Origin of the sequence: Methylobacterium brachiatum, assembly GCF_900113845.1 — a bacterium.
GTDB classification, from domain to species: domain Bacteria; phylum Pseudomonadota; class Alphaproteobacteria; order Rhizobiales; family Beijerinckiaceae; genus Methylobacterium; species Methylobacterium brachiatum.
In genome coordinates this window covers 138323-151083 of sequence record NZ_FOQW01000013.1, presented here as the reverse complement: position 1 = coordinate 151083, position 12761 = coordinate 138323, and the positions used below count along the sequence as shown (strand labels likewise).

Annotated in this window: 14 protein-coding genes; 6 read left to right on the top strand and 8 right to left on the bottom strand. The window is 69.8% G+C overall.

The window, feature by feature from the left end; translation table 11 throughout:
• The first annotated feature begins 118 nt into the window (after positions 1-118).
• The 5 genes from yajC (at position 119) to BMZ47_RS18320 (ending at position 4580) form a co-directional block, all read left to right on the top strand.
• Positions 119-454, top strand: coding sequence for a preprotein translocase subunit YajC (yajC, locus tag BMZ47_RS18340; protein ID WP_007562493.1), 336 nt, complete (start codon positions 119-121; stop codon positions 452-454).
• A gap of 57 nt (positions 455-511) precedes the next feature.
• Positions 512-2116, top strand: a complete 1605-nt coding sequence (gene secD / locus BMZ47_RS18335; RefSeq protein WP_007562492.1) for a protein translocase subunit SecD — start codon at positions 512-514, stop codon at positions 2114-2116.
• A 233-nt stretch (positions 2117-2349) separates the two neighbouring features.
• Positions 2350-3291 (top strand): protein translocase subunit SecF, encoded by a 942-nt coding sequence (gene secF, locus BMZ47_RS18330; protein WP_091863710.1) that lies wholly within the window; start codon positions 2350-2352, stop codon positions 3289-3291.
• Between the two features lie 12 nt (positions 3292-3303).
• A complete protein-coding gene (locus BMZ47_RS18325) occupies positions 3304-3702 on the top strand; it encodes an Mth938-like domain-containing protein (RefSeq protein WP_091863709.1) in 399 nt (132 codons plus the stop codon).
• Positions 3702-4580: a phytoene/squalene synthase family protein gene (locus BMZ47_RS18320; RefSeq protein ID WP_007562489.1), complete on the top strand. Its 879-nt coding sequence runs from the start codon at positions 3702-3704 to the stop codon at positions 4578-4580. Before BMZ47_RS18325 ends, BMZ47_RS18320 begins: the two co-directional genes overlap by 1 nt.
• Before the next feature lie 275 nt (positions 4581-4855).
• Here the strand turns inward: BMZ47_RS18320 and BMZ47_RS18315 are convergent, their stop codons facing one another.
• The 7 genes from BMZ47_RS18315 to BMZ47_RS18285 form a co-directional block, all read right to left on the bottom strand.
• On the bottom strand, positions 4856-5194 hold the full coding sequence (locus BMZ47_RS18315) for a DUF6883 domain-containing protein (RefSeq protein ID WP_091863708.1): 339 nt from the start codon (positions 5192-5194) through the stop codon (positions 4856-4858).
• Positions 5191-5442, bottom strand: coding sequence for a DUF4926 domain-containing protein (locus BMZ47_RS18310; RefSeq protein WP_091863707.1), 252 nt, complete (start codon positions 5440-5442; stop codon positions 5191-5193). The genes BMZ47_RS18315 and BMZ47_RS18310 overlap by 4 nt, the downstream gene beginning before the upstream one ends.
• 45 nt (positions 5443-5487) lie before the next feature.
• Positions 5488-6135 (bottom strand): protein-L-isoaspartate O-methyltransferase family protein, encoded by a 648-nt coding sequence (locus BMZ47_RS18305; RefSeq protein WP_091863706.1) that lies wholly within the window; start codon positions 6133-6135, stop codon positions 5488-5490.
• On the bottom strand, positions 6132-6896 hold the full coding sequence (gene surE / locus BMZ47_RS18300) for a 5'/3'-nucleotidase SurE (protein ID WP_091863705.1): 765 nt from the start codon (positions 6894-6896) through the stop codon (positions 6132-6134). The genes BMZ47_RS18305 and surE overlap by 4 nt, the downstream gene beginning before the upstream one ends.
• Positions 6896-8287 carry a serine--tRNA ligase gene (gene serS / locus BMZ47_RS18295; RefSeq protein WP_091863704.1) on the bottom strand — a complete coding sequence of 464 codons (1392 nt, stop codon included), beginning with the start codon at positions 8285-8287 and terminating at the stop codon, positions 6896-6898. The genes surE and serS overlap by 1 nt, the downstream gene beginning before the upstream one ends.
• Positions 8288-8375: 88 nt before the next feature.
• Positions 8376-8741: a YybH family protein gene (locus BMZ47_RS18290; RefSeq protein ID WP_007562481.1), complete on the bottom strand. Its 366-nt coding sequence runs from the start codon at positions 8739-8741 to the stop codon at positions 8376-8378.
• A gap of 122 nt (positions 8742-8863) precedes the next feature.
• Entirely contained in the window at positions 8864-9307 is a 444-nt protein-coding gene (locus BMZ47_RS18285) for an OsmC family protein (RefSeq protein ID WP_091863703.1), read from the bottom strand.
• A gap of 154 nt (positions 9308-9461) precedes the next feature.
• Here BMZ47_RS18285 and BMZ47_RS18280 point away from each other — a divergent pair, with 154 nt between their 5' ends.
• The gene (locus BMZ47_RS18280; protein ID WP_007562479.1) at positions 9462-10328 is read left to right on the top strand and encodes an ATP-binding protein; all 867 of its coding nucleotides are present in this window, start codon (positions 9462-9464) and stop codon (positions 10326-10328) included.
• A 141-nt stretch (positions 10329-10469) separates the two neighbouring features.
• On the opposite strand, the gene BMZ47_RS18275 is transcribed toward BMZ47_RS18280, so the two are convergent.
• Positions 10470-12686 carry a TonB-dependent receptor gene (locus tag BMZ47_RS18275; protein WP_167369064.1) on the bottom strand — a complete coding sequence of 739 codons (2217 nt, stop codon included), beginning with the start codon at positions 12684-12686 and terminating at the stop codon, positions 10470-10472.
• Positions 12687-12761: the final 75 nt, after the last annotated feature.

Genomic DNA, 12761 nt, shown 5'->3' with positions numbered 1-12761 from the left:
GCCTGAGCGCGGGGCGTTGCTTTCGGGAAGCCCCTGGCTATAGTCCGCGCGCTTTCAGACAGGTCTGCGGACGCCGTATCCGGCGGCAGGCCTGCGTGCCAATCGCAGGAGACGCTCGTTGATCACCCCCGCCTTCGCGCAAGGGGCCGCTTCGGCCGCTGGCGGAGCGGAGATCGCCTTTCAGGTGATCCCGTTCGTCCTGATCTTCGTGATCATGTATTTCCTGATCCTGCGACCGCAGCAGAAGCGGGTCAAGGACCACCAGGCGCTGATCCGGGCGGTGCGCCGGGACGACACGATCGTCACCAATGGCGGCCTGGTCGGGCGCGTGGTGAAGGCCGTGGACGACCAGCCCGAGATCGAGGTCGAGATCGCCCCGAACGTCCGCGTGCGGGTCGTGCGGACGATGATCTCCGAGGTCCGCGCCAAGGGCGGCCCGGCCAAGGCCGCCTGACACCCCCCGTGAAGCGGCCGGCGTAACCCGCCGGCCCGAAAGAGAAAATTCCGGCCGATGCTGCGCTTCTCCCGTGCGAAGATCATCACGACCCTCGCGGCGATCCTGATCGGCCTGATGCTGGCGGTCCCGAGCTTCTTCACGCCCGAGCAGCGCAAGGGCTTCGTGGCGAGCCTGCCGTCCTGGTTCCCGACCTGGATCGTCCCGACCCGGGGCATCGTGCTCGGCCTCGATCTCCAGGGCGGCTCGCAGCTGCTGCTAGAGGTCGATCAGAACGAGCTGATCGCGTCCCAGGCCAAGGCGCTGCGCGACGACGTGCGCCGCACGCTCCAGCAGGAGAATGTCCGCGCCGACGGCGGCATCGGCCTGCTCCAGCGCGGCGTCCAGGTGAAGGTTGCGGACGACGCGGCCAGGGCCAAGGTCCTGCCCAAGCTGCAGGAATTGTCGCTGCCGATCACCAGCGCGATCGGCCAGACTGCTGCCCGCACCCTCGACATCACCGAGCAGCCCGGCGGCGTGATCCGCCTGACGCTCACCGATGCCGGCATCACCGACCGCACCCGCCGGGCGGTCAGCCAGGGCATCGAGGTCATCCGCCGCCGGCTCGATTCCACCGGCACCACCGAGCCCTCGATCCAGCAGCAGGGCGCCGACCGGATCCTGATCCAGGTTCCGGGCGAGCAGAACCCGGAGCGGCTGGAGAAGCTGCTGGGCTCCACCGCCAAGCTCGAGTTCCGTATGCTGGCCGACAGCCCCTCGGGCGACGTCGACATGCTGCCCTCCAAGGACGAGAAGGGCGCCAAGGTCCCGGTCGAGCGCCGGGTCATGGCGGATGGCGGCGAGCTGACCGACGCCCAGCCGGCCTTCGACCAGCAGTCGCATGAGCCGATGGTCAGCTTCAAATTCAACCTGCGCGGCGCGCAGCGCTTCGGCCAGGCGACCTCCGAGAATGTCGGCCGGCGCATGGCGATCGTGCTCGACAACGAGGTGGTCTCGGCCCCCGTGATCCGCTCGGCGATCACCGGCGGTTCGGGCCAGATCACCGGCAACTTCACGGTTCAGCAGGCCAACGACCTGTCGGTGCTGCTCCGGGCCGGCGCCCTGCCGGCGAAGTTCACCGTGGTCGAGCGCCGCGTCGTCGGCCCCGGCCTCGGCCGGGACTCGATCCAGGCCGGCAAGCTCGCGACCCTGGTGGCGGCGGGCCTCGTCGTCTGCTTCATGTTCGCCACCTACGGGACCTTCGGCTTCATCGCCAACATCGCCCTCATGGTCCATGTCGGGCTGATCCTGGGCCTGATGTCGGTGCTGGAGGCGACCATGACCCTGCCGGGCATCGCCGGCATCGTGCTCACCATCGGCACCGCGGTGGATTCCAACGTGCTGATCTACGAGCGCATGCGCGAGGAGAGCCATGCCGGCCGCTCGCTGATCTCCGCGCTCCAGGCTGGGTTCGACCGGGCGTTCGCGACGATCATCGACTCGAACTCGACCATGGCGATCGCCGCGCTGATCCTGTTCTTCCTCGGCTCCGGGCCGGTGAAGGGCTTCGCCGTGGTGTTCATCCTCGGCATCCTGACCACCGTCATCACCGCCGTGACGCTGACCCGGATGATGATCGCGGTGTGGTATAAGACGTTCAGGCCGAAGGCCCTGCCGTTCTGAATGAACTTCCTTTCGGGAGATGCATCGCCGCCGGTGTGATCCGCCGCTCCAAACCCCGAACCTCATCCTGAGGTGCCCGCGCCAGCGGGCCTCGAAGGAGGGATCCAGGGACCGCGCGCAGCCTGGAGGCCTCCTTCGAGGCTTGCGCGGGGCGCAAGCACCTCAGGATGAGGTCGCGGGTGGGACGGGATCGTGCCGGTGCTGACATCTCCCACACGTTAGGTCCGAAAAAAATGCGCCTGCTCCGCCTCTGGCCCGATGAATCGCATTTCGACTTCATGCGCTTCCGGCGGCTGACCTTTCCGCTCTCGGCGGTGCTGTCGCTCGCCACCGTGGTGCTGTTCCTCACCATCGGGCTGAACTTCGGCATCGACTTCAAGGGCGGCACCCTGGTCGAGCTGCAGGCCAAGTCCGGCACCGCCGACGTGGCCGCGATCCGGCACACCGCGGTGGGCTTCGGCTTCGGCGAGCCGGAGGTGCAGGAACTCGGCAACCAGGGCACCGTGCTGGTGCGCCTGCCGCTCCAGCCCGGCGAGCAGGGCCAGACCGCGGTGATGAACAAGGCGCACGCCGCCTTCGACGCCGATTACGACTTCCGCCGCACCGAGACCGTGGGCCCGCGCGTCTCGGGCGAGCTGGTCCAGTCCGGCACCCTCGGCGTCGTGCTCTCGGTGGTCGCGGTGCTGCTCTACCTCTGGTTCCGGTTCGAGCGGGAGCTGGCGCTCGGCGCCATCGTCGGCACGCTCCACGACATCGTGCTGACGGTCGGCGTGTTCATCATCACCCGCATCGAGTTCAACATGACCTCGATCGCCGCGATCCTGACCATCGTCGGCTACTCACTCAACGAGACCGTGGTGGTGTTCGACCGGACCCGCGAGCTGATGCGGCGCTACAAGACCATCCCCACGGTCGACCTGCTGAACCTGTCGATCAACTCGACCATGTCGCGCACCGTGATGACCTCGATCTCGTCGGGCCTGTCGCTCCTGGCGCTGGTCCTGTTCGGCGGCGAGGCGATCAAGGGCTTCGCCATCGTGATGCTCTGCGGCGTCGTGATCTGCACCTACTCGGCGATCTTCGTCTCGACTCCGGTGTTGATCTATCTGGGGCTGATGCTCTCGGGCGCCCGGGCGGCGGCCGAGCGCTCCGGCGTCCCGCAACCCGCGGAGTAGTTTTTTCCCGAGATGGCCGAGCAGCCGAGTCCGAAAAGCTTCGATTCCGGCTTCGTGCCGGGGCGCCACATCATCGACACCTACGGCAATGGCGGCTTCCGCTTCGCCGGGATGTCGCATCGCGGCTCGCTCCTGCTCCTGCCCTCGGGGGTGCGCGCCTGGGACGTGACCTCCCCGAAGGCGATCGACCGGACTGCGTTGCGGCCGGTCCAGGCCGAGGCGGCGGGGATCGAGCTGCTGCTGGTCGGCACCGGCCTCGACATCGCGGCGATCGACCCGTCCCTGCGCGGCTGGCTCAAGGATGCCGGCGTCGGCCTCGACGTGATGCAGACGGGGGCGGCGGCCCGGACCTACAACATCCTGGTGGCCGAGAACCGCAAGGTCGCGGCCGCCCTGATCGTGGTCGATTGATGCCGGAGGTCGACGACAAGCCCGCCGAGACCGGCCTGCCCTTCGCGCAGGCCCATTGCGAGCAATTGGTCCGGGAGGGCGACCCCGACCGCTACTACGCGACCCTGTTCGCCCCGGCCGCCGCCCGCCCGCACCTCTTCGCCCTCTACGCCTTCAGCCTGACCATCGCGCGGGTGCGCGAGGCCGCCTCGAACCCGATGGCCGGGGAGATCCGCCTGCAATGGTGGCGCGACGCGCTCCAGGGCGAGGCAAGGGGCGATGTCCGCGCCAACCCGGTGGCGGCGGCCCTCGAGGAGGCGATCCGGGTGAACCGCCTGCTGCGCCAGCCCTTCGTCGACCTGATCGACGCACGGGTATTCGATCTCTACGAGGACCCGATGCCCCGGGTGAACGACTTGGAGGGCTATTGCGGCGAGACCGCCTCGGCCCTGTTCCGTCTGGCGAGCCTGGTGATCGGCAACGGCACCGAGCCGGGCGGCGCCGGGGCCGCCGGCCATGCCGGCGTGGCCTACGGCCTCACCGGCCTGCTCCGGGCCCTGCCCTGGCACGCCCGCTCGGGCCAAGTCTACCTGCCGGCCGACGTGCTCGGCCGCTACGGCGTCACCCGCGAGGACATCACAAGCGGCCGCGGCGGCCCGGGCCTGCGCCGGGCCTGCGCCGACCTGCGCGACCTCGCCCGGACCCATCTCAAGGCCTTCGAGGCCGCCCGCCCGACCATCGCGCCGCTCGCCGGCACGGCGTTCCTGCCGGTGGCCCTGGTGGAGCCCTATCTCGCGACGATGGAGCGGGCGAGCTACGACCCGCTCAACACGATCACCGACCTGCCGCGCTGGCGGAGGCTGTGGCGGCTGTGGCGGGCCTCGCGCCGGATCGGGTGAACCCCGTCGGGTTTTCTGCTCTCGCCTTCTGTCGAAGGACCTGCACCGTCATTGCGAGCGCAGCGAAGCAACCCAGTGATGCGCGACGTTTTGTGATCGGGTGCTGCCCTGGGTTGCTTCGCTGCGCTCGCAATGACGGCGTGGCATACGCTCTTCAGAGCAGCGACGCTTTTCCCAGCGGAAGCAAAGCCTGAGGGGTCGCCTGTTTGGCTTCCTGCGTCACTCGGGTCGGGCCCGGCCTTTGAGAATATGGCCCGGCCATCGCACGCTGAGGCTCAGGTCAGTGGCACTGCGGTGACGAAGTAGGCGTTGCGCGCGTCGTCGAGGCGCCAGACTGTGCGGACCCGGGGGTTGCGTCCGTCCGGTGTGACGATCAGGCCCTCGAAAATCACCTTCACGTCGCCGCGGCCTGAGATCGTCTCACCCGCGAAGGTGCTTTCCGCCGGATGATCCAGAAGGGCGGATGAGAGCGCGAGGGGATCGTGCGTCCCGAAACCGAAACGCTTGAAGAAGCGCGCCTTCGGACCGCCTTCGATATGGGATTCATCCAGCAGGTAGCTGCTGATCTTGCGCGGGTCGAGCGACCAGCTTCGCGGCCAGTCCGGGCGGCTCAAGCGGGTCCGCGCTTCACCAGGCGCAGGTCGTTCGCCTCGACCGTCGCGAGGGCACCCATCGGGTGCGCGAACTCGACCTCGTAGGCTTCCCCGTCCCGCCAGACCCCGACGACCGTTCCCTCGGTGCCCGGCTCCATGGTCACGCCGTCGTCCGTGGTCGCGGGCGCCGTCAGGGCCACCCGGTCCAGGTCCCGAAGGTCCGACCGCGGCTCCTCACGCCTCACGATGTAGGGTGCGTCGACCGACATGCCGGTAGGATGGCGGGTCGTGAGCGACGATGCAAGGCATCGGCCTCACAGCGCCCGCGCCAACCCCGGCACCAGCGCCGCCAGGCGGGTGGGCGGGCCGAGGTCCGGCTCGGCCTCGGGGGTCGCCAGGGTCGCGATCCGGCAGCGGCCGTCCTGGATGAGCCCGGTCACCAGGCGCCCGCCCGGTTCCAGGGCCGCGCGCCAGTGCGGTGGGATGGAATCGACGCTGCCATGGACCAGGATCCGGTCGAAGCCGCCATCCGGCAGTTCGGGCGCGAGGCCGTCGGCTTGGACGACATGGACCTCCGACTGGGCGGTGAGCCGGGCGGCGGCCTCCCGGGCGAGCGTCGCGTAGCGCTCCAGGCTCAGGACCGCGCCGGCCCCGAGCTTGGCCAGCAGCGCCGTGGCGTAGCCCGAGCCGGTGCCGATCTCCAGCACCCGGTGCCCGGGCTCGACCCGCAGCAGCGCCAGCATCTGCGCCACCAGGGTGGGCGCGGTCATCGAGGCGCCGCAGGGCAGCGGCAGGGCGATGTCGCGCCGGGCCTGGGCGCGATGGGCGGGCGGGGCGAAGGGCTCCCGCGGGACCTGCTCCATGGCCCGCAGGATCGCGGTGTCCCGCATCCCCCGGCCGCGGAGCGCCATGACGAAGGCCGCGTTGCCGGCAGCCTCCTCGAGGCCGCCCAGGTCGATCACGCCGAGAAGGCCTGCGCGAAGCGGGTCAGGGTCGGCTCGTCCGTGAGGTCGAGGCGCAGCGGCGTCACCGAGATCCGCTTCTCGGCGATCGCCTTCAGGTCCGAACCGTGGCCCGGCTCGAACCGGGCCTTGGCGAAGGCCAGCCAGAAATACGGGTTGCCGCGCCCGTCCACCCGGGCATCGATCGACAGCAGCGCCTGGTTGCGGAAGCCCTGCGCCGCCACCGCGACGCCCTGCACGTCGGCCGGCTCGCAATCCGGGAAGTTCACGTTGATCAGGATGCCGGGCTCGATCCCGGTCTCCAGGATCTTGCGGACGACCTTCGGGCCATGCTCGCGGGCGCAATCCCATTTGAGCGCGCTGCGCCCGCCGGCCCCGTAGGCCTGGCTCAGGGCGATCGAGCGGATGCCGAGGATCGTGCCCTCCATGGCGGCCGCGATCGTGCCCGAATAGGTCACGTCCTCGGCGACGTTCTGGCCGCGATTGACCCCCGACAGGATCAGGTCCGGCCCGTGCTCGCCCAGGATGTGGCGCACGCCGAGGATCACGCAATCGGACGGTGTGCCCTTCACGGCGAAGCGCGTCTCGGAGACCTGCCGCAGGCGCAGCGGGTCGTTCAGCGAGAGCGAGTGCGAGACGCCGGATTGGTCGCTCTCCGGCGCCACCACCCAGACGTCGTCGGACAGCTCCCGGGCGATCTCCTCCAGGGTGGCGAGCCCCGGCGCGTGAATGCCGTCGTCGTTGGTGACTAGGATGCGCATCAGCGGGCCCCTTCGATCCGGTTGAGCCCGCCCATATAGGGGTGGAGCACCGACGGGATCGTGATGCTCCCGTCCGGGTTCTGGTAGTTCTCCATCACGGCGATCAGGGCGCGGCCGACCGCGACGCCCGAGCCGTTCAGCGTGTGGACATAGGCCGGCTTGCCGTCCTTGCCCCGGTAGCGCGCGTTCATGCGGCGGGCCTGGAACTCACCGCAGACCGAGCAGGAGGAAATCTCGCGGTGGGTGCGCTGGCCCGGCACCCAGACCTCGATGTCGTAGGTCTTCTGGGAGGCGAAGCCCATGTCGCCGGTGCAGAGCGTCATCACCCGGTAGGGCAGATCGAGCTTCTTGAGGACCGCCTCCGCGCAGGTGAGCATCCGCTCGTGCTCGTTGGCCGATTCCTCTGGCGTCGTGATCGAGACCATCTCGACCTTGTTGAACTGATGCTGGCGCAGCATGCCCCGCGTATCCCGCCCCGCCGCCCCGGCCTCGGCCCGGAAACAGGGGGTGAGCGCGGTGAAGCGCAGGGGCAATTCTTCTTCGCGCAGGATCGACTCGCGCACGAGGTTGGTCAGCGGCACCTCCGCCGTGGGGATGAGCCAGCGCCGCCCCTGCTCCATTCCGGCGCGGACATCTTCGCCGAGGGCGTCGCCATGACGGTCCGCTTCCGTGGGCTTAGTGGCGGACAGAGCGTCGTAGACCTTCCTCAGGGACGAGCCGTCGACGATGGCGAACTGATCGTCCTCGAATTTCGGCAGCTGCGCCGTGCCGAACATGGCGTCGTCCTTGACGAGCACCGGCGGCGCGACTTCCAGATACCCGTGCTCCTGCGTGTGCAGGTCGAGCATGAACTGGCCGAGCGCCCGCTCCAGCCGGGCGAGCTGGCCTTTGAGCACCACGAAGCGCGAGCCCGAGAGCTTGGCGGCGGATTCGAAATCCATCAGCCCGCAGGCCTCGCCGAGCTCGAAATGCTCCTTGCCCTCGGTCAGGCGCTCCCGGGTCGAGGCGTGGCTGCGGTAGAGCACGTTGCCGTGCTCGTCGGCGCCGTCGGGCACGTCGGGCTTGGGGCGGTTCGGGATCGCGGCGAGCTTTTCCGCGAGCGCCCTGTCGGCCTCGCCTTCCGCCGCCTTCAGCGCCGGCTCGGCGGCCTTGAGGGCGGCGACCTCCGCCATCAGGGCGGCGGCCCGGGCCTCGTCCTTGGCCTTCTTGGCGGCGCCGATCTCCTTGGCGAGCGCGTTGCGCCGCTCTTGGTTGGCCTGGGCCGCCGACACGGACGATTTCCGCGCCTCGTCGAGGGCGATCAGCTCGGCCGAGAGCGGCGCGAGGCCCCGGCGGGCGAGGTCGCGGTCGAAGGCGTCCGGGTTGTCCCGGATGGCGCGGATGTCGTGCATCGTGTCGGCTCGGATCGGCGCGCAGGCTCGGGGCGCGCGGCCCCCGCTTTGCCGCATCGCGTCCGGCGGGACAAGCGCGGGGCCGCCCTCAGGCTTTCGGCGGCGCGATCTTCAGCTGGTCGATCGCCCAGAGCCAGGTGCCGTCCGGCTGCGCCCGGGCGACCTCCACCGAGAGCGTGCCGTTGGGCAGACGGGCGAAGGTCAGGGCGAGATCGCCGTTGCGCACGGGCTCGAGCGTCTCGGGGGCCGGGAAGTCGGATTTGCGCCCCAGCAGGTTGGCGTAGAAGGCCCGGATCTCGTCATGCCCGGTGGCGACCACCCGCCCGGCGGCCAGGACCGCCCCCGGCTCGTAGAGCGCCACCAGCCCCTCGACATCGCCGGCATTGGCGCGTTGGTTGAAGAGCTGGGCCAGCGCCCCCGGCTCGGTTGCAGCGTCCCGGTTGTCTTGGGCCATGCGTCGCTCCTGTGCAGGCTAGAGTGGGAACGTCTCGGGGCGAAGGGCGGATCATCCCGTCCGCAGAAAAGCGGCGCGGCGGTCTTCGCCCGCGGGATATTCGAGATCCGGCCCGGGGCCGGTCATGCAAGGCGCCGCCCGCCGCCATCCTCAACCGTGACGGCGACCGGGATCCCGGCCTTCACGCTCTCCGACACCGTGCAGAAGCGCTGAAACTGCTCCAGCACCCGGTCGATCCGGGGCATCGCGTCGGATTCTGCGCCGAGCAGGATGCGCACGTCGATCCCGGTGATCCGCAGCCGGCCTTCCGGGTTGCGCGCCACCCGGCAACTGGCCTCGGCGGCGACGCCCTGAGCGTCCTGCCGGAACTTGCCCAGGGCGAAGACCAGGCTGGCGCACAGGCAGTTCGCCACCCCGGCAATCAGCATCTGCTCCGGGACCGGACCGGTGCCGCCGCCGATCGGGGGCGCCTCGTCGGTGAGGAGGCCGGGCAGAGCGGCGCCGAAATCGACGGTGAAGACGTAAGCTCCGACCTGGGCGATCCGGATCGTCGGTCCCGCTTCCATCCGCGCCCTCCCGGGGCCGAACCGGGCCGCCCTCGCGGAAGGTCCAACGCCCGATTCGGCTTCGCGTTCGGAACGCCCCGAGACGGATGATTTCCGTAACCGAACGCCGTAGTACGGTTGCTCGACCGATCCGGCAGCCAAACCCCCCGATCCGATGACGAGCCTCGAGACCCTGATGCCGCTCCTGGAGCGGATCGCCACCGCGCTGGAGCGGGCCGCGCCGCCCGCGGCGCCGGCCTTCGACCCGAACGCCGCCGACGCCTTCCTGTGGGGGCCCGAGCGGCGGCTGACCCCGGTGCCGCAGGTGGCCCGGGTGGAGATCGGCCTCCTCACCGGCATCGACCGGGCCCGCGATACGCTGATCGAGAACACCGAGCGCTTCGCCCGCGGCCTGCCGGCCAACAACGCCCTGCTCTGGGGCGCCCGCGGAATGGGCAAGTCCTCGCTGGTCAAGGCGGCCCATGCCGAGATCAACGCCCGCCGGCCCGCGGGGGCGCGGCCGATGAAGCTCGTCGAGATCCACCGGGAGGATATCGAGGCCCTGCCCGACCTGATGGCGCTGCTGCGGCCCGATCCGCATCGCTGGCTGGTCTATTGCGACGACCTCTCCTTCGACGGCGACGACACCTCGTACAAGTCGCTCAAGACCGCGCTCGACGGCGGCATCGAGGGCCGGCCCGGCAACGTGCTGTTCTACGCCACCTCCAACCGCCGGCACCTGCTCGCCCGCGACATGGTCGAGAACGAGCGCTCGACGGCGATCAATCCCGGCGAGGCCGTGGAGGAGAAGGTCTCCCTCTCGGACCGGTTCGGTCTCTGGCTCGGCTTCCACAAATGCAGCCAGGACGAGTTCCTGGCGATGATCCGCGCCTATGCGGAGCGCTACGGCCTCGACCTGCCGCCCGAGCGCCTGCGCGCCGAGGCGCTGGAATGGGCTACCACCCGCGGCTCGCGCTCCGGCCGCACCGCCTTCCAGTTCATCCAGGATCTCGCCGGGCGGATGGGGAAGGTGCTGGATTGAGATGGTCCGGCGCCTGAAGCATCCGGCCCACGCTTGCCCCCGTCATTGCGAGCGCAGCGAGCAACCCAGGGCTACGCACCCTCCTGGGATCGCGCGCTGCGCTGGGTCGCTTCGCTCCGCTCGCGATGACGGCTTGGCCTCTCAAAAGTCGATGGAAGCCGACAGCCAAACCGTGCGCGGGGCGCCCAGAATGAGGGCGCCGTTCGGGTTGGCGATCCAAAAGTGGTTGTCGGTGACGTTGCTCATCGTCGCCCGCAGCGTGACCGGCCTGTCCTGCAGGAGCGTCGCGTAGCGCAGGCCGAGATCCAGGGTCGTCCAGTCCGGGATCTTCGAGAAGGGCAGGTTGGTGAACGTCGTGCCGGCATAGGACGCGCCGGTATAGACGACTGTGGCGATCGCCGTGAGGCCGCGCAGGACCGGCGTGTCCCATTCGAGGCCCGCGGTGGCCTGGAAGCGCGGCGCGCCGGTGGCGGGATTGCCGTCGTAGAGACCGCCCCGGGTCCGGCGCCAGCGGGCGTCGAGCAGGGTCGCGCCGGCGATGACGCGCAGGTCCGGGACGATCTCGCCGAAGATCGTGCCCTCGAAGCCGCGGTTCCGCTGCGTGCCGCCGACGCTGAAGACGTGGGTCACGGGATCGACGTTGCCGGCCGGCTGGGTGATCTGGAAGGCGGCGAGCGTCGCCCCGAAGGTCTTGAAGTCGAGCTTCGTCCCGATCTCGTATTGCCGCGACCGGGCCGGTGGGAAGGTCTGCGCGACGTTGACCGCGGAGCCGGGCGGCTTCAGCGCCGTCAGGCCCTGGACCGCGTTGGCGTAGAGCGACAGCACCTCGGTGGGCCGCACCACCAGGCCGAAGGCCGGAGTCGTCGCGCTCTTGTCGTAGGTGCTGCTCAGGAGGCCCGTGACCGGGGCGTAACTCCCGAGCTCGATCTCCTGCCGGCGCGCGCCGACCATCAGCTCGACCAGCCCGTCGGCGACCGACATCGTGTCGGCGACGGCGTAGCTCGTCATCCGGTTGTAGCTCGACCGACCCCGGGGGAAGGCAGCCTTCGGTTGCCCCGGCCAGGCCAGGCGGACCGGCGCGTAGAGGTTGGAGTCATAGTCCGGGTAGGTGATCTGTCCGAGCGTCAGATCCTGGTCGAGATACGTCGCGGTGAACACGGCCTCGTGCTTGATCCAGCCGGTGTCGAAGCGTGCCCGGGCCCCCGTCTCGCCCGACAGCGTCGCGGTGTCGCCGGTCTGGAAGATCGAGTTCACCTTGGTCCGCCCGGTCCGATCCAGGAGGGTGAAGGCGGGGTTCTCCTGCTTGTCGTAGGTGAAGCGGTTGCCGCCGAGCGCCGCGAACAGCGTGATGTCCGAGGTCAGGTCGAACTCCGCCCGCCCGAGGGTGGTGAGGCTGTCGGACCGGGAGAAATCGAAGGTCTGGGACATGTTCCGGCGCGGGTCGGGCGCCCGGGGCACGCGCAGGCCCTCCACCGGATTGCCGCCGCGGGTCTGGGCGTCATAGGCGTCGTGCTGATAGATGACGTCGAGGAACAGCCGGAACCGGTCGCCGTCGTAGTCGAGGGCCAGCGACCCGACGCCGTTGCGCTGGGCGGTGCGGTCGATCGGCGTCGCACCGCCCAGGCCCGCGCCGTTGATCCGCACGCCGATCTGCTTCGCGTCGCCGTAGCGCCGCGCCACGTCGAACTCGGCCCCGCCCCGCGTCGTGGAAGCGTAGTCGATAGTCGCCCGGTTCAGCGGCTCGTCGCCCGCGCGCTTGGTGACGACGTTCACCGTGCCGGCGATGCTGCCGGAGATCGAGGTCCCGAACAGGAACGCCGCCGGACCCTTGAGCACCTCGATCCGTTCGAGGGGGGCGGGGTCGATCCGGTAATCTGGCACGAGCCCGTACAGGCCGTTCAGGGCGAACTCGCGGTTGTCGACCCGGAAGCCGCGGATCGTCAGCGCGTCGTAGCGGTTGCCGCTGCCGATCGAGGCGCGCACCGACGGGTCCGTGCGCGTCAGGACGTCGCCGACGCTGACCGCCTGGAGATCGCGGATCGTCTTCTCGGTGTAGCTCGCCGTGCTGAACGGCGTGCGCATGTAATCCCGGTTGCCGAGAATGCCGAGCCGGCTGCCGCGGGCGACCTGGCCGCCGGAAAACGCTTTCGGCAGGCCGCCCGCCTCCCCCTGCCCGACCCGGCCCGCGGCCGGATTGCGCGACTCGACCGAGAGCGTTTCGAGCTGGACCGCGGTTGTCGCGGGCTGGCCCGAGCTTTCCTGCGCCAGAGCGGCGTGGTGCGTCAGAAGGAGAAGCGTTGCCAGAGGTGCAACGTGGCGAACATGCGTGCAGGTCATGACGAAGCGGACGCCGATCAAGTCGTGAAACCATGTCGGCGGTCGATTCTTCTCTCCGCAGAGCGGATCGGCATGGGAATCATTGTTGGGCCAACA

Excerpts from the sequence above, each read along its gene's own strand:
- BMZ47_RS18280 (WP_007562479.1), top strand. The coding sequence starts at position 9,462 with ATGACGAGCCTCGAGACCCTGATGCCGCTCCTGGAGCGGATCGCCACC.
- BMZ47_RS18290 (WP_007562481.1), bottom strand. The coding sequence starts at position 8,741 with ATGGCCCAAGACAACCGGGACGCTGCAACCGAGCCGGGGGCGCTGGCC.
- serS (WP_091863704.1), bottom strand. The coding sequence starts at position 8,287 with ATGCACGACATCCGCGCCATCCGGGACAACCCGGACGCCTTCGACCGC.
- BMZ47_RS18310 (WP_091863707.1), bottom strand. The coding sequence starts at position 5,442 with ATGTCGGTCGACGCACCCTACATCGTGAGGCGTGAGGAGCCGCGGTCG.
- BMZ47_RS18320 (WP_007562489.1), top strand. The coding sequence starts at position 3,702 with ATGCCGGAGGTCGACGACAAGCCCGCCGAGACCGGCCTGCCCTTCGCG.
- BMZ47_RS18325 (WP_091863709.1), top strand. The coding sequence starts at position 3,304 with ATGGCCGAGCAGCCGAGTCCGAAAAGCTTCGATTCCGGCTTCGTGCCG.
- BMZ47_RS18285 (WP_091863703.1), bottom strand. The coding sequence starts at position 9,307 with ATGGAAGCGGGACCGACGATCCGGATCGCCCAGGTCGGAGCTTACGTC.
- surE (WP_091863705.1), bottom strand. The coding sequence starts at position 6,896 with ATGCGCATCCTAGTCACCAACGACGACGGCATTCACGCGCCGGGGCTC.
- secD (WP_007562492.1), top strand. The coding sequence starts at position 512 with ATGCTGCGCTTCTCCCGTGCGAAGATCATCACGACCCTCGCGGCGATC.
- secF (WP_091863710.1), top strand. The coding sequence starts at position 2,350 with ATGCGCCTGCTCCGCCTCTGGCCCGATGAATCGCATTTCGACTTCATG.